18 protein-coding genes and 2 tRNA genes are annotated in these 13,654 nt (G+C 65.6%); 17 read left to right on the top strand and 3 right to left on the bottom strand.

Annotation, left to right across the window (positions count from 1 at the left end; genetic code table 11):
* Positions 1 to 130: 130 nt before the first annotated feature.
* On the top strand, positions 131 to 574 hold the full coding sequence (locus WD430_RS15370; protein ID WP_339103299.1) for a DUF4112 domain-containing protein: 444 nt from the start codon (positions 131 to 133) through the stop codon (positions 572 to 574).
* Positions 575 to 866: 292 nt separating this feature from the next.
* Here the strand turns inward: WD430_RS15370 and WD430_RS15365 are convergent.
* The 3 genes from WD430_RS15365 to WD430_RS15355 form a co-directional block, all read right to left on the bottom strand.
* Positions 867 to 937 (bottom strand) — tRNA-Gly (locus WD430_RS15365).
* Between the two features lie 316 nt (positions 938 to 1,253).
* Positions 1,254 to 1,324 (bottom strand) — tRNA-Gly (locus WD430_RS15360).
* A 127-nt stretch (positions 1,325 to 1,451) separates the two neighbouring features.
* Positions 1,452 to 4,583, bottom strand: coding sequence for a PAS domain S-box protein (locus tag WD430_RS15355; protein WP_339103298.1), 3,132 nt, complete (start codon positions 4,581 to 4,583; stop codon positions 1,452 to 1,454).
* 242 nt (positions 4,584 to 4,825) lie between these two features.
* On the opposite strand from WD430_RS15355, the gene WD430_RS15350 reads away from it, so the two are divergent.
* Genes WD430_RS15350 through WD430_RS15275 form a run of 16 tightly spaced genes read left to right on the top strand, consistent with a single transcriptional unit; the run spans position 4,826 to position 13,653 of the window.
* Positions 4,826 to 5,731 (top strand): RNA methyltransferase, encoded by a 906-nt coding sequence (locus tag WD430_RS15350; protein WP_339103297.1) that lies wholly within the window; start codon positions 4,826 to 4,828, stop codon positions 5,729 to 5,731.
* A 4-nt stretch (positions 5,732 to 5,735) separates the two neighbouring features.
* A complete protein-coding gene (locus tag WD430_RS15345; protein WP_339103296.1) occupies positions 5,736 to 6,755 on the top strand; it encodes a 50S ribosomal protein L3 in 1,020 nt (339 codons plus the stop codon).
* Positions 6,756 to 6,758: 3 nt separating this feature from the next.
* Entirely contained in the window at positions 6,759 to 7,511 is a 753-nt protein-coding gene (gene rpl4p, locus WD430_RS15340; protein WP_339103295.1) for a 50S ribosomal protein L4, read from the top strand.
* Positions 7,508 to 7,762, top strand: a complete 255-nt coding sequence (locus WD430_RS15335) for a 50S ribosomal protein L23 (RefSeq protein ID WP_339103294.1) — start codon at positions 7,508 to 7,510, stop codon at positions 7,760 to 7,762. Before rpl4p ends, WD430_RS15335 begins: the two co-directional genes overlap by 4 nt.
* Positions 7,763 to 7,764: 2 nt before the next feature.
* Positions 7,765 to 8,487, top strand: coding sequence for a 50S ribosomal protein L2 (locus tag WD430_RS15330; RefSeq protein WP_339103293.1), 723 nt, complete (start codon positions 7,765 to 7,767; stop codon positions 8,485 to 8,487).
* Entirely contained in the window at positions 8,484 to 8,906 is a 423-nt protein-coding gene (locus WD430_RS15325; RefSeq protein ID WP_008894891.1) for a 30S ribosomal protein S19, read from the top strand. The genes WD430_RS15330 and WD430_RS15325 overlap by 4 nt, the downstream gene beginning before the upstream one ends.
* Positions 8,907 to 8,913: 7 nt before the next feature.
* The gene (locus WD430_RS15320) at positions 8,914 to 9,393 is read left to right on the top strand and encodes a 50S ribosomal protein L22 (RefSeq protein WP_339103292.1); all 480 of its coding nucleotides are present in this window, start codon (positions 8,914 to 8,916) and stop codon (positions 9,391 to 9,393) included.
* The gene (locus WD430_RS15315) at positions 9,393 to 10,352 is read left to right on the top strand and encodes a 30S ribosomal protein S3 (protein WP_339103291.1); all 960 of its coding nucleotides are present in this window, start codon (positions 9,393 to 9,395) and stop codon (positions 10,350 to 10,352) included. Before WD430_RS15320 ends, WD430_RS15315 begins: the two co-directional genes overlap by 1 nt.
* A complete protein-coding gene (gene rpmC / locus WD430_RS15310; RefSeq protein WP_339103290.1) occupies positions 10,352 to 10,576 on the top strand; it encodes a 50S ribosomal protein L29 in 225 nt (74 codons plus the stop codon). Before WD430_RS15315 ends, rpmC begins: the two co-directional genes overlap by 1 nt.
* A gap of 7 nt (positions 10,577 to 10,583) precedes the next feature.
* The gene (locus tag WD430_RS15305; RefSeq protein ID WP_339103289.1) at positions 10,584 to 11,048 is read left to right on the top strand and encodes a ribonuclease P protein component 1; all 465 of its coding nucleotides are present in this window, start codon (positions 10,584 to 10,586) and stop codon (positions 11,046 to 11,048) included.
* Positions 11,039 to 11,473 (top strand): 30S ribosomal protein S17, encoded by a 435-nt coding sequence (locus tag WD430_RS15300; protein WP_339103288.1) that lies wholly within the window; start codon positions 11,039 to 11,041, stop codon positions 11,471 to 11,473. The genes WD430_RS15305 and WD430_RS15300 overlap by 10 nt, the downstream gene beginning before the upstream one ends.
* Positions 11,473 to 11,871, top strand: coding sequence for a 50S ribosomal protein L14 (locus WD430_RS15295; protein WP_004213668.1), 399 nt, complete (start codon positions 11,473 to 11,475; stop codon positions 11,869 to 11,871). Before WD430_RS15300 ends, WD430_RS15295 begins: the two co-directional genes overlap by 1 nt.
* Positions 11,872 to 11,875: 4 nt before the next feature.
* Positions 11,876 to 12,232, top strand: coding sequence for a 50S ribosomal protein L24 (gene rplX, locus WD430_RS15290; protein ID WP_339103287.1), 357 nt, complete (start codon positions 11,876 to 11,878; stop codon positions 12,230 to 12,232).
* A complete protein-coding gene (locus tag WD430_RS15285; RefSeq protein WP_339103286.1) occupies positions 12,229 to 12,930 on the top strand; it encodes a 30S ribosomal protein S4e in 702 nt (233 codons plus the stop codon). The genes rplX and WD430_RS15285 overlap by 4 nt, the downstream gene beginning before the upstream one ends.
* Entirely contained in the window at positions 12,927 to 13,466 is a 540-nt protein-coding gene (locus tag WD430_RS15280) for a 50S ribosomal protein L5 (RefSeq protein WP_339103285.1), read from the top strand. The genes WD430_RS15285 and WD430_RS15280 overlap by 4 nt, the downstream gene beginning before the upstream one ends.
* A complete protein-coding gene (locus WD430_RS15275) occupies positions 13,459 to 13,653 on the top strand; it encodes a 30S ribosomal protein S14 (protein WP_339103284.1) in 195 nt (64 codons plus the stop codon). Before WD430_RS15280 ends, WD430_RS15275 begins: the two co-directional genes overlap by 8 nt.
* Position 13,654: the final 1 nt, after the last annotated feature.

Below are 13,654 nucleotides of genomic sequence, written 5' to 3'. Positions count from 1 at the left end.
ACGTAATCTAACGACTTAATATCACTCCCGGTGCGGTCCAGTCGGCTTCGGCGACGGTGGGCGCTGACGGCACCGATGGCTTGCCATCGCCGTCCACGAACGTATTCCGCCACGCGCCCGATAGCGACGTATGGCTACTGGTTCGACCGACGACATCGAATCGGCGCTCGAGGAGTTCGGCGACGACCTCCCCGCCGGCGTCGACGAGGCCGCGATCGACCGCATGCGAACCGTCGCCCGCGTCCTCGACGAGGGGCTCAAGCTTCCCGGAACGGACTTCCGATTCGGGCTGGACCCGATCGTCGGGATCCTCCCCGGCGCCGGCGACACCGCGACCGCGTTCGTCTCGCTGTACATCGTCGCCGAGTCCGCCCGCATGGGCGTCTCCCAGTCGACGCTCCTGCGCATGCTCGCGAACATCGCCGTCGACACCGTCGGCGGCTCGGTCCCCGTGCTCGGCGTCGTCTTCGACGCCTTCTGGAAGTCCAACGTGTGGAACGTCAAGCTCGCGCTCGAGGACCTCGCCGACTCGGGCGAGGAGGCGTCCGGTCCGGAAACCGTCGTGATCGACTGACGCGCTCGAGTTCCCATCGTTCTCGATTCTCTTTCCATCGTCTGATACCAGCGTGAGCGCCGTGACTGATCAGAGACGGATACGCAACGGGCGATTCAATTCACCGCCTACTCGCGACACGCTTCGCGGTCGCTCGTGGGATTGAATGCAGAGAAGTGCGCTGGCGGGGATTTGAACCACGGTCAGACGATCGCCTCGCGTCGCTCGGCGCTGCGACTGACCTGATTCAAACCCAGAACGATTTTCGCTGAACAGACGACTTGCTTCGCTCGTCGTTATTGTTCAGCAAAAATGCGCTGGCGGGGATTTGAACCCCGGTTGTGACCATGGCAAGGTCACGTGATACCACTACACTACCAGCGCGCACACGTGCACTCGGTCTCGAGTACACTCGAACGGATGATCCACGATCACTTATAAATGTCGAAAGCGAGAGTGTCAGGTCTCTTAGCTTCGATACGGAGCATTACCTCGAGAGTGGCTACAGAAGGCATATTGCCTGCTCACACCGCTATTGAGTGATCGCGAGTAGCGTGACCGAAGCGACGCGGTAGCTATGACTTGAACGACCGAGAATCGACTCGCCTCGGTCTCATTCAAATCCCAGGGCCCATTCCTGAATTCATCGCGTACTCGCGACACGCTTCGCGGTCGCTCGCGGGATTGAATTACAGAGAAGTGCGCTGGCGGGGATTTGAACCCCGGTTGTGACCATGGCAAGGTCACGTGATACCACTACACTACCAGCGCCCTGTTGCACTTACATCTACACCGGGATGGATGTATAAGGGTTGCGAATTGACCCGGTATCGATAGGGAAACACACGCTTTCGACTCCGACGCTGCGGTTCGAAATTGGACGACGGGCGGGCGGTGCTCACGGCTCGTGTTTGTCCACCGCCGGCAGCGTCACCGAGAACGTCGCCCCCTCGCCGGGCTCGGACTCGAGTCGGATCTCGCCGCCGTGGCGTTCGACGATCCGCTCGCACAGCGCGAGTCCGATACCGGTGCCGCCGCGCTCGCCCTGCGAGTGGAGGCTCTGGAACACCTCGAAGATCTCCTCGGCGTCGTCCGGATCGATCCCGATCCCCTCGTCCCGGACGGAGATCTCCCAGCGGTCGTCGCTCCCCGCGCGTCGCCGGGCGGAGACGTGAACCCGGGGCGTTTCGTCGCCGCTGTACTCGAGGGCGTTCTCCACGAGGTTCTGGAACAGCTGACGCAACTGATCGCAATCGCCCGTCACTCGCGGCAGCTCCTCGACGGTGATCTCGGCGCCGGTCTCCTCGATCCGAACCTGGAGATCCGCCAGCACGTCCTCGAGAACCGAGTTCAGATCGACGGGTTCGAACGGATCCCCGCCCGTCTCGACGCGGGAGTACGCGAGTAGCCCGTCGATCATGTCGCGCATCCGCTCGGCGCCGTCGACCGCGAAGTCGATGAACTCCCGCCCGTCCTCGTCGAGGGCGTCCGCGTACCGGCGCTCGATCAACTGGAGGTAGCTCGAGACCATCCGCAGGGGCTCTTGTAAGTCGTGGCTGGCCGCGTAGGCGAACTGCTCCAACCGCTCGTTGGACTCCTCGAGCCGATCGATCAGTTCCTCGAGTCGCCGCTCGCGTTCGATCTGCTCGGTGATCTCCTGCGTGAAGCTCAGCCCGGCGAAGATCTCGCCGTCGGCGTCCCGCAGCGGCGCGGCCCAGACTCGCCAGTGCTGGCCGTCGAACGTGATCGTCGTGTTATCGGTCTCGCCGTCCTCGATTGCGGCCCGGTACAGCGGTTCCAGCTCCGCGACCACGTCGTCCGGGAAGACCGTCGGCATTCGGTGCCCTTCCGTCCGCGTCATATCGGGCAGGGTATCGCCCAGTGCCGCTCCCTCGATCAGCGTGTACCGGAGGTCCTCGTCGTACACCCCGACCGCACCGTTCGGGAAGTGCTCGGCCAGGGTCCGGTAGCGGCGTTCGGACTCCTCGAGCTGCCGTTCGCGGCGTTTCAGTTCGGTGATGTCGGAGACCGCGCCGTTCAGTCGGACCGGCTCGCCGTCGTCGTACTCGACCTCGCCGCGGGCGACCACCCACATCACCTCGCCGTCCGCGTTACGGACGCGGTACTCGACCTCGAGTTCGCCCGTCTCCTCGACCGCGCGCTCGAGTCGGTCCCGCGCCCGGGCCCGATCGTCCTCGTGGATCGATTCGTAGAAGGCCTCCATCGGTGCGCCGTCGGCGGCCCGCTCCGGATCCATCCCGTACGCGTCCGCGAGATAGTCGTCCGCGGTGACGACGTCTTCCTCGATGTCCCAGGTCCAGATCCCGACGGACGCGGCCTCGGTCGCGATGTCCAGTTGCGTTCGGACCTCCCGCAGATCCCGCTCGCGCTCCCGTTGCTCGGTGATGTCCCGAACGAGGCAGATGAGTTCGCCGTCGTCGGTCTCGGTCAGCGAGTGCTGGGAGAGGAAGGTCGTCCCGTCGCTGCGGACGCAGGTCGTCGTCCCCGACCACTGTCCGTCCGCCGAGATCCGCGGCAGAATCTCCTCGGCGAAGCGGGACGAATCGGCTTCGATCCCGAGGTCGTTCCAGTGTTCGCCGATCATCTCCTCGGGCTCGTATCGAAACGTCTCCGCGTACGCGTCGTTGACGTAGATGAACTCGCCGCTCTCGTCGAGCAGACTGATGCCCTCGCGGGCGGCCTCCAGCGCCCGAACGACGCGTCGACGCTCCTGCTCCCGGCGTTTCCGTTCGGTGATGTCCCGGACGACGCCGACCTCTTCCTGCCGCCCGTCGTCGGTCCGGAGCGTCGAAAACGTCCCCTCGACGGGAACGCGATCCCCGTCTGCCCGCTGCAGTTTCGCTTCCATGGCCGGACTCTCGTCGTCCGCCCCTGCCTCGCGGTCCGTCGTCAGTCGCTCCTTCGACTCCTGGATCGCGGCCTCGTCGACGACCAGCGAGGCGTGTTCGCCGACCAGCTCCTCGCGATCGTAGCCGGTCATCCGCGCGTACGCCTCGTTGACCATCGTGAACCGCCCGTCCTCGCCTTTCACGTAGATCCCGTCGGACATCGTCTCGACGATCGTCTCGTACTTGGCCAGCTCCCGCTCGCGTGCCTTCCGGTCGGTCACGTCGCGACCGATGCCGGCCAGCACCCGCTTCCCTTCGGGATTCTCGAGTCCGACGGCGACGAATTCGTAGGGGATCCGCTCGCCGTCCTTGGTCAGGAGTTCCACTTCGAGTCGCGCGCTCCCGGTCTCGAAGACCTCCGCGATACTGTCTGCGGTCCGCTCGCGGTCCTCCTCGGCGATGAACTCCAGCGGCCGCATCGACTCGATCTCCGCGTCGGCGTAGCCGGTGACCGCGTTCAGCGTCTCGTTCCACCGCTGGAAGTTCCCCGTCTCGTCGACGACGTAGAACACGTCGTCGACCGCGTCGAGGATGCCGTCGGTGTACTCCTTGTACCGCTCGAGTCGGGTCTCGTGCTCGCGCAGGCGTCGGTCCGTCTCCGCGCGGTCGATCGCCCCCGCGAGGACGGTCGCGACGCCCCGGACGAAGGTGGCGTCGCCTTCGGAGAACGCCCGTTGGTCGCTCGAGTAGACTCCGAGGACGCCCCACGGCTCGTCGTTCGAGCCGATGACGACGCTGATTCCGCTGGTGACGTCGTGACTGGCGAGCAACTCGGTGTCGAAAACGCTCTCGTCGCACCGGTGATCCTCGACGATCACCGGTTCGTCGGCACGCAGCGTGGCGCCGACCAGCGACTCTCGGTCCGCGGGTACGGTCGCCGACCCGACGGTCCCCGTGCGCCAGCCGACGCCCCCTCGCAACGAAGCCTCGTCTCCGTCCGGGTGCACCTCGAGCACGCCGCAGTACTCGGCCCCCAGCGTGTCGGCGATGGCCGTCGACGCGTCGTTCAGCAGCCCGTCGAGGTCCGTCGTTTCCAGTGCCTGCTGGCCGAGTTCCGTGACAACCTCCTGTTGCCGAATTCGGGTCTCGAGTTCCGCCTCGGTCGGCGAGGGCGATTCCATTCTACCGCGACTATGTGTGACACAGCGGTAAAATCCCTCGGTATTGTCCGATCGAGCCACTGACAGTACGGAATCGCCGCTCGCGCCGCCGGCGACCTACCACTGGGCACGAATGTGTGCCCGCACGGCACGAATTCACGGGTGTGAGCCGTTATCAGCCGCAATCGAATCCGCTATCCTTTTAAGATCCCCTCCGCAAGACATCGCTACAGTCTAGTGACGCGGCGCCGAAGCGTTTCGGCATGACCGTCAGCGTACTCGTTCCGTCGTCACTCACCCGGGAAGCCGAGGACAAACGCGAGGCCACTCGCAAACTCGGTTACGTCGCCCGCGCGGCGACGATCTTCCGGGCCGATCGCCTGATCGTCTACCCAGACCGGGACGGCGAAACGGGTCGATTCGACGGCGGGTTCGTAAGCACCGTCTTGCGATACGCCGCAACGCCCCCCTACCTCCGCAACGAGGCCTGGGGGATGCGGGACGAACTGGAGTACGCGGGCGTCTTGCCGCCGCTCCGCGCCATGTCACAGACCGGCTCCGAATCTACCGGTTCGGGGTCGTCAAGACAAGGAATCGTGACCGAGGTCGGACCTGAAGGGCGCGTCCGGGTCAATTGCGGACTGCAACACCCGATCTCCCTCAACGTACCGCCGAAAATGGCGGTCGACGAGGGGGAGCGCGTGACCGTCAGGATCTCTTCGCGACGACCGGTCCGGGCGAAACTCGTCGACGAGCCCCTCCCGGGGCTGTCGGTCGAGCGGACGGACCTGCAGGCAGCTCTCGGCCGTGAGGACGCCGGCGTCCGCATCGCGTCGTCCCGGTACGGTGAAGAACTCACCGTCGGGCGACTCGAGACGCTGGCCGGACGCGTCGAGGGCGACGGGATGACCGTCGCCTTCGGCGCGCCCGAGAGAGGGCTGCCGGCTATCCTCGGAATCGAGGCATCGGCCATCGAAGCGTCGTCGGGACAAGGCGACGCAGTCGAACCGTCGTCCGACCGGGACGACGCGGCCGATGACGGAGTCGAACCCACAGCCGATCCGGGGTTCGACCTCTGGCTAAATACGGTTCCGGACCAAGGGAGCGAGGTCGTGCGAACGGAGGAGGCTCTGTTCGCTACCCTCGCGCCCCTCTCACTGAGAGAGTGATAGAATGCCACAAGCAAATTCACCACGCAAAGGCTCACTCGGGTTCGGCCCACGAAAGCGTGCGACCAGCGAGGTCCCGCGCTTCAACTCGTGGCCGGACGACGAAGGACAGCCGACGCTCCAGGGTTTCGCGGGCTATAAGGCCGGCATGACCCACGTCGTTATGGTCGACGATAAAGCGAACTCGCCGACCGAGGGGATGGAACAGACCGTCCCCGTGACGATCGTGGAGACGCCGCCCATGCGCGCCGTCGCTCTGCGAGCGTACGAAGAAACGCCGTACGGCATGAAGCCGGTCACCGAGGTCTGGACCGACGAGTTCGTTCCCGAACTCGATCGCGTCCTCGACATCCCCGGTGACGACTACGACACCGACGCCGCCGAAGACGAACTTCGCGGCCTGCTCGAGCAGGGGCGCGTCGACGACGTGCGCGTCATCACGCACACGGTTCCGTCCGAGATCCCCTCGGTCCCCAAGAAGAAACCGGACGTGATGGAGACGCGCGTCGGCGGCGGCTCCGTCGAGGACCGCGTCGACTTCGCCCTCGAGACCGTCGCAGACGGCGGCGAGCACGTCATGAACGACGTCTTCCGCGCCGGCGAGTACGTCGACGCCAGCGGCGTCACGAAAGGGAAGGGGACGCAGGGTCCCGTCAAGCGATGGGGCGTCCAGAAACGAAAGGGCAAGCACGCCCGGCAGGGATGGCGCCGCCGCATCGGGAACCTCGGTCCCTGGAACCCGTCCCGCGTTCGGTCGACGGTCCCCCAGCAGGGGCAGACCGGCTACCACCAGCGGACGGAACTGAACAAGCGCCTCGTCGACATCGGCGACGGCGCCGACGCGACGGTCGACGGCGGCTTCGTCAACTACGGCGAAGTCGACGGACCGCACGCGCTGATCAAGGGCTCGCTCCCCGGACCGGAACAGCGCCTCGTGCGCTTCCGTCCGGCGATCCGACCCGGAGACCAGCCGCGCCTCGATCCCGAGGTCCGGTACGTCTCCACCGCATCTAACCAGGGATAACACATGGAAGCAACAGTACGCAACCTGGACGGCACCGAGGCGGACTCGGTCGAGCTCCCGGCGGTCTTCGAGACGCAGTACCGCCCGGACCTGATCGCCCGCGCCGTTCGCGTCGCCCAGGCAAACCGGAAACAGGACTACGGCGCCGACGAGTTCGCCGGCCTTCGAACGCCGGCCGAGTCGTTCGGTAGCGGCCGCGGGATGGCCCACGTGCCCCGACAGGAGGGACGCGGTCGCCGCGTTCCCCAGACCGTCAAGGGACGCAAGGCCCACCCGCCGAAGGCCGAGAAGGACCAGTCCGAATCGATCAACACGAAAGCGAAGAAGCTGGCCGTCCGCAGCGCCATCGCTGCGACGACCGACGCCGACCTCGTCGCCGAGCGCGGCCACGAGTTCGACGCGGACCTCGAGCTGCCCGTCGTCGTCGACGACGAGTTCGAGGACCTCCAGAAGACCAAGGAGGTCGTCGAGTTCCTCGAGGCCACCGGCCTCGCGGACGACATCGAACGCGCAGACGAGGGTCGAAGCGTCCGCTCCGGTCAGGGGAAGGCCCGTGGCCGAAAGTACAAGACGCCGACGTCGATCCTCTTCGTCACCTCCAGCGAGACCGGCCCGTCCCGCGCGGCCCGGAACCTCGCCGGCGCCGACGTGACGACGGCCGCGGAGGTCAACGCGGAAGCGCTCGCGCCCGGCGCACAGCCGGGTCGACTGACCGTCTGGACCGAGAGCGCGCTCGAGGAGGTGGCCGACCGATGAGTTCGATCATCGAACACCCCCTCGTGACCGAGAAGGCGATGAACGACATGGACTTCGAGAACAAGCTCCAGTTCGTCGTCAACCCGGACGCGTCCAAACCGGAGATCCGTGACGAGATCGAAGAGCGCTTCGAGATCTCGGTACGGGACATCAACACGCAGGTAACGATGAACGGCAAAAAGAAAGCGGTCGTCCGCCTCGACGAGGAGGACGACGCACAGGAAGTCGCTTCGCGAATCGGGGTGTTCTGAGAATGGGACGACGCATTCAAGGACAGCGACGTGGTCGCGGGACCTCGACGTTCCGTGCCCCTTCGCACCGCTACAAGGCGAAACTCGACCACAAGAAGTCCGAGGACGACGACGTCGTTCGCGGGACGGTCGTGGACATCGAACACGACCCCGCGCGATCGGCGCCCGTCGCCGCCATCGAGTTCGAGGACGGCGAGCAGCGTCTCGTCCTCGCGCCGGAAGGCATCGGCGTCGGCGAAGAGATTCAGGTCGGCGTCTCGGCCGAGATCAAGCCGGGCAACACGCTCCCGCTCGCGGAGATCCCGGAAGGGGTCCCGGTCTGTAACGTCGAAGCCAACCCCGGCGACGGCGGTCGGTTCGCTCGCGCGTCGGGCGTCAACGCGGACCTGATCACCCACGACCGCAACGCCGCGGTCATCCAGCTTCCCAGCGGCGAGGTCAAGCGCCTCGATCCGCAGTGTCGCGCCACGATCGGCGTCGTCGCCGGTGGCGGCCGCACGGAGAAGCCGATGGTCAAGGCAGGGAACAAGCACCACAAGATGAAAGCCCGCGGGACCAAGTGGCCCCGCGTCCGCGGTGTGGCGATGAACGCCGTCGACCACCCCTTCGGTGGCGGCGGCCGCCAGCACCCCGGCAAGCCCAAGTCCGTCTCGCGGGACGCCCCGCCGGGACGGAAGGTCGGTGACATCTCGTCCCGACGCACCGGTCGAGGTGGCAACAAATGAGTCAGGAGTACCGAACCGGCCGCGAAGGTGAGTTCACCTACCGCGGTCACACGCTCGAGGAGCTGCAGGCGATGGAGCTCGAGGAAGTTGCGGAGCTGCTCCCCGCTCGCCAGCGGCGAAGTATCGAACGCGGTCTCTCCGTCGAGAAGCAGAAGCTGCTCGAGGAGGCCCGCGAGAAAGAAGAAGAGGAAACGGCGAACGCGCCGATCCGAACGCACCTGCGGGACATGCCGATCCTGCCGGAGTTCGTCGGCCTGACCTTCGAGGTCTACACCGGTCAGGCGTTCGAGCGCGTCCGCGTCGAACCCGAGATGATCGGACACTATCTCGGCGAGTTCCAGCTGACCCGCACGTCCGTCGAGCACGGACAGGCCGGGATCGGCGCGACTCGATCCTCGAAGTTCGTCCCACTGAAGTGATCATCGTATGGGAATCAACTACTCAGTCGACGCCGACCCGGACAAGACCGCGAAAGCGATGCTCCGGGAGCGTCACATGAGCAACAAGCACAGCAAGGAGGTCGCTCGCGCGATCAAGGGCCGCACCGTCGAGGAGGCCCAGGAGTACCTCCAGAGCGTCATCGACGAAGAGCAGTCGGTCCCGTTCAAGTCCCACAACGCCGGTGCCGGTCACCGATCGGACATCGACGGCTGGGACGCCGGCAAGTACCCCGAGAAGGTCTCGGGGGAGTTCCTCGACCTGCTCGAGAACGTCGAGGCCAACGCCGACCACCAGGGATTCGACGGCGCGTCGATGGAGATCGTTCACGTCGCCGCCCACAAGGTCGGCGAGTCCGTCGGCCGCAAGCCCCGCGCGATGGGGCGGGCGTCGTCGTGGAACACGCCGGAGGTCGACGTCGAGATCGTGGTCAGCGAGCAACCAGAGGACGAAGACGGTGATAGCTAATGGCTGACGAACAACAGTTCATCGAAAACGGCCTGCAGCGGTCCCAGATCGACGAGTTCTTCCAGGAAGAGCTCGGCCGCGCGGGCTACGGTGGCATGGACGTCGCCAAGACGCCGATGGGAACGCAGATCGTCCTCAAGGCCGAGAAGCCCGGGATGGTCATCGGCAAGGGCGGCGAGAACATCCGGAAGGTCACGACGGCCCTCGAGGAGAAGTTCAACCTCGAGGACCCCCAGATCGACGTCCAGGAGGTCGACGAACCCGACCTCAACGCGCGGATCGTCGCGGACCGACTGGCCAACGCGCTCGAGCGCGGTTGGTACTTCCGGAAGGCCGGTCACACGACGATCGACCGGATCATGGAGGCCGGCGCGCTCGGCGCGGAGATCGTCCTCTCCGGGAAGGTCACCGGCGCTCGATCGCGCGTCGAGAAGTTCAACCGCGGCTACATCAAGCACAACGGCGAGCCCGCCGAAGAGGTCGTCGACCACGGCCAGGGCGTCGCGGTCATGAAGCTCGGCACCATCGGTGTCGACGTCAAGATCATCCCGCCGGGAGCCGAACTCCCCGACGACTTCGAGATCCACGAGGAGATGGACCCCGAGGAACTCGTCCCCGATGCCGTCGAGGCCAACGAGGCCGAGGGCGTCGAGGAGCTCCTCGAGGGCGAACCCGAGGACGCCGAGGCCGCCGCCGAAGGCGCCGAAGCGACCGACGAGGCCGCCGAGTCCGAACCCGAGATCGACGAGGAGGCCGTCGAGGAAGTCATCGAGGAAGAGGTCGCGGCCGGTGCGGACGAGGACGAAGTCGACGTCCCCGACGAGGCCCCGATCGAGGAGGACCTCGACGAACTCGAGGAGGACGTCGAAGCCGAGGCCGAGGAGCTCGTCGCCGAGATGGACGAGGAAGAGGCCGAAGCTGACGCCGACGCGGACGAAGACGAGGGAGGTGACGCCTGATGGCGATCCTCCACGTCGAAGAGATCCGCGACATGACGCCCGCCGAACGGCAGGAGGAGCTCGAGGAGCTCGAGACCGAACTGCTGAACCAGAAGTCCGTCCTCGCCGCCGGTGGCGCCCCGGAGAACCCGGGCCGTATCGGCGAGCTCGGTCGCACCATCGCGCGGATCAAGACGATCCAGCGCGAGGAAGGCGACCTCGAGGACGAAGCCGAAGCGGAATAACACACAGATGCCACTGACACCCGAGACGCTGCCGCGACACGAACTCAACGGACTCCCCGTGCGAGTCGTCGAGAGCGACGACTCCTCGCGGGTGGGTCTGGAGGGGCGAGTCGTCATCGAGACGACCAACACCCTCTCCATAGAGATCCGTGAGAGCGGCGAGTCTCGGGTGGTGATGGTACCGAAATCGGGCTCGACGTTCGAGTTCGCGATCACAGATGAAGCCGCCGACGCCGCCAAGGTGTCGGGGACCGCGTCCAAACTGGCCAACACTCAACCCGGCGACACCGAGCAATCGGACACTCCGGACGGAGCTGTCGGTGATACCGACAGCTGTCGCGGCGATGATCCCTCGCGGGACCACCGCCACGCTGCTGGCGAGGACGTGGCCTACGTTACGGTCGATGGATCGCGGCTGCTCTCACGACCCGCCCGACGCACGGAAACGAATGGTGACTCACCATGGCAATAGGACTAGACGTTGAAACCCCTCCGGAACCAGAGAACCCGGAGGAATACGACTACGAGACCTGTCCGTTCTACGGCGACCTTCCCGTTCGAGGCCAGATCCTCGAGGGAACCGTCGTCTCGACGGACATGGACAAGACCGTGGTCGTCGAACGAGAGTACGACGTAGCGGTTCCGAAATACGACCGCTACATGAAACGACGCTCGCGCATTCCGGCTCACGTGCCGGGCGTGCTCGAGCCGCTCTCGGTCGGTGACACGGTCAAGATCGCAGAGACCCGACCACTGTCGAAGACCAAATCGCACGTGGTCGTCGAAGTAACCGAAGAAGCGACCCCGGAGGACGTCGCCGACCTCACCGGTCAGGCCGAGCCTGAGCCGGAGCTGTCGGCTGAGGACTTCGCCGGCGAAGACGAGGGTGATCAGTGATGGAGGCAATGAAAGCCGACGTCACGCAGGGCCTGAAGAAGGGCTCTCTGGTCACGTGCGCCGACAACACTGGCGCGCGCGAACTGAAGGTCATCAGCGTCTCGGGCTACCACGGCACCAAGAACCGCCAGCCGAAGGCGGGACTCGGTGACAAGGTGACCGTCTCGGTCACGAAGGGTACCCCCGAGATGCGCCGTCAGGTCCTCGAGGCAGTCATCGTGCGCCAGCGGAAGTCGATCCGCCGGCCCGACGGCACCCGCCTCAAGTTCGAGGACAACGCGGCCGTCATCATCGACGAGAACGAGGAGCCCCGCGGCACGGAGATCAAGGGGCCGATCGCCCGCGAGGTCGCAGAACGATTCGGAGCAATCGCCTCCACGGCGACGATGATCGTATAGAACTATGAGCGAACAACCATCCAAACAGCGAAATCAGACGGAGCGTGCACCGCTGCACAAGCGACAGAAGCAGCTCCACGCGACGCTGTCCGACGAGCTCCGCGAGGAGTACGACACCCGTCGAACCCGCGTCAACGCGGGCGACACGGTCGAGGTCATGCGCGGCGACCACGCCGGCGAGACCGGCGAGGTCCTGCGAGCGATCCTCGAAGACGGAACGATTCACGTCGAGGACGTGACCGTCGAGACGGCCGACGGCGAAGAGGTGCCGCGGCCGCTCGACCCGTCGAACGTTCGTATCACGGAGCTCGACCTCGAGGACGAGCGTCGCGAGGCACGCCTCGAAGGTGATAGCGAATGACGAAACACCAGAAACGACTGTCGGTACCGAAGTCCTGGCCGGTCGAACGCAAGACCGAGACGTTCACGGTCAAGGCCGGCGCCGGCCCGCATGGCGAAGAGGGAGTCCCCCTCGTCGTCCTGCTGCGGGACGTCCTCGGCTACGTCGACTCGAAGAAGGAAGCGCGATACGCCCTGAGCGAGGACGCGATCCTCGTCAACGGCGAGCCGATCAACGACGAGAAGCGACCGATCGGCATCTTCGACATCATCGCGTTCCCCGGTCGATCGGAGTACTTCCGCGTCTTCCCCGACGAGGGCGGCCGGCTCGCGCTGACCGAAATCGACGAAGACGCCGCAGGCAGCCGCCTCGGCAAGATCGAGGGCAAGCAGCAGGTCCCCGGCGGGGACACGCAGCTGACCCTCCACGACGGCACGAACGTCCTCGTCGAGGACGGCAGCGAGTACGACACGACGGACTCGATCGTCGTCGACAACGACGACAAGTCGATCGTCGCCCACTTCCCGTTCGAAGAGGGCGCGCTCGTGACGGCCGTCCGTGGCAACCACGGCGGCAAGATCGGCGAGATCGACGCGATCGACATCACGCCGGGCAGCGGCCCGAACACCGTCGGCGTCTCCACGGACGACGACGGGTTCGAGACGATCCAGGAGTACATCGTCGTGATCGACGAGAACTTCACGGGTGATGACGAATGAGCGAGGCTGACGCCGGCGAGTTCCACGAAATGCGCGAACCGTCCGTCGAGAAGGTCGTCGTCCACATGGGCGTCGGTCAGGGCGGTCGCGAACTCGGCCGCGCCGAGGACATCATCGAGGAGATCACGGGTCAGGAGAGCGTCCGGACCCAGGCGAAAAAGACCGAACCCGACTTCGGTATTCGCCAGGGCGACCCGATCGGCGCGAAGGTCACCCTTCGCGACGACGACGCCCACGAGTTCCTCGAGAAGTCACTGCCGCTCGCGGACATCTCCGCGAAGCAGTTCGACGACACGGGCAACTTCAGCTTCGGCGTCGAGGAACACACGGAGTTCCCGAGCCAGGAGTACGACCCGAACGTCGGGATCTACGGGCTGGACGTCACCGTCAACATGGTGCGTCCCGGCTACCGCGTCTCCAAGCGCGACAAGGCCACCCGCTCGATCCCGTCGCGACACCGACTGACGCCCGAGGACGCCATCGCGTTCCTCGAGGCGAACTTCGACGTGACCGTCGAGGAGGCAGACGATGAGTGAAAGCGAAACCGAAAGCGACGTAGAAACCGAACGCACGGGCGAGCACGCGGCGAAGCGGACCGGGCAGGAAGAGGCCTGCCAGCGCTGTGGCCGCAAACAGGGGCTCGTCGGCAAGTACGACATTAACCTCTGTCGACAGTGCTTCCGCGAGATCGCTCGTGACATGGGATTCAAGAAGTATCGATAAC

The organism is Haloterrigena sp. KLK7 (assembly GCF_037914945.1).
Lineage (GTDB): Archaea > Halobacteriota > Halobacteria > Halobacteriales > Natrialbaceae > Haloterrigena > Haloterrigena salinisoli.
The sequence above is the reverse complement of the archived record's forward strand: the minus strand, read 5'-3'. Positions and strand labels throughout refer to the sequence as shown.

What these genes read in the sequence shown, in the direction of transcription:
- WD430_RS15370 (WP_339103299.1), top strand. Translation starts at nt 131, where the DNA reads ATGGCTACTGGTTCGACCGACGACATCGAATCGGCGCTCGAGGAGTTC.
- WD430_RS15355 (WP_339103298.1), bottom strand. Translation starts at nt 4,583, where the DNA reads ATGGAATCGCCCTCGCCGACCGAGGCGGAACTCGAGACCCGAATTCGG.
- WD430_RS15350 (WP_339103297.1), top strand. Translation starts at nt 4,826, where the DNA reads ATGACCGTCAGCGTACTCGTTCCGTCGTCACTCACCCGGGAAGCCGAG.
- WD430_RS15345 (WP_339103296.1), top strand. Translation starts at nt 5,736, where the DNA reads ATGCCACAAGCAAATTCACCACGCAAAGGCTCACTCGGGTTCGGCCCA.
- rpl4p (WP_339103295.1), top strand. Translation starts at nt 6,759, where the DNA reads ATGGAAGCAACAGTACGCAACCTGGACGGCACCGAGGCGGACTCGGTC.
- WD430_RS15335 (WP_339103294.1), top strand. Translation starts at nt 7,508, where the DNA reads ATGAGTTCGATCATCGAACACCCCCTCGTGACCGAGAAGGCGATGAAC.
- WD430_RS15330 (WP_339103293.1), top strand. Translation starts at nt 7,765, where the DNA reads ATGGGACGACGCATTCAAGGACAGCGACGTGGTCGCGGGACCTCGACG.
- WD430_RS15325 (WP_008894891.1), top strand. Translation starts at nt 8,484, where the DNA reads ATGAGTCAGGAGTACCGAACCGGCCGCGAAGGTGAGTTCACCTACCGC.
- WD430_RS15320 (WP_339103292.1), top strand. Translation starts at nt 8,914, where the DNA reads ATGGGAATCAACTACTCAGTCGACGCCGACCCGGACAAGACCGCGAAA.
- WD430_RS15315 (WP_339103291.1), top strand. Translation starts at nt 9,393, where the DNA reads ATGGCTGACGAACAACAGTTCATCGAAAACGGCCTGCAGCGGTCCCAG.
- rpmC (WP_339103290.1), top strand. Translation starts at nt 10,352, where the DNA reads ATGGCGATCCTCCACGTCGAAGAGATCCGCGACATGACGCCCGCCGAA.
- WD430_RS15305 (WP_339103289.1), top strand. Translation starts at nt 10,584, where the DNA reads ATGCCACTGACACCCGAGACGCTGCCGCGACACGAACTCAACGGACTC.
- WD430_RS15300 (WP_339103288.1), top strand. Translation starts at nt 11,039, where the DNA reads ATGGCAATAGGACTAGACGTTGAAACCCCTCCGGAACCAGAGAACCCG.
- WD430_RS15295 (WP_004213668.1), top strand. Translation starts at nt 11,473, where the DNA reads ATGGAGGCAATGAAAGCCGACGTCACGCAGGGCCTGAAGAAGGGCTCT.
- rplX (WP_339103287.1), top strand. Translation starts at nt 11,876, where the DNA reads ATGAGCGAACAACCATCCAAACAGCGAAATCAGACGGAGCGTGCACCG.
- WD430_RS15285 (WP_339103286.1), top strand. Translation starts at nt 12,229, where the DNA reads ATGACGAAACACCAGAAACGACTGTCGGTACCGAAGTCCTGGCCGGTC.
- WD430_RS15280 (WP_339103285.1), top strand. Translation starts at nt 12,927, where the DNA reads ATGAGCGAGGCTGACGCCGGCGAGTTCCACGAAATGCGCGAACCGTCC.
- WD430_RS15275 (WP_339103284.1), top strand. Translation starts at nt 13,459, where the DNA reads ATGAGTGAAAGCGAAACCGAAAGCGACGTAGAAACCGAACGCACGGGC.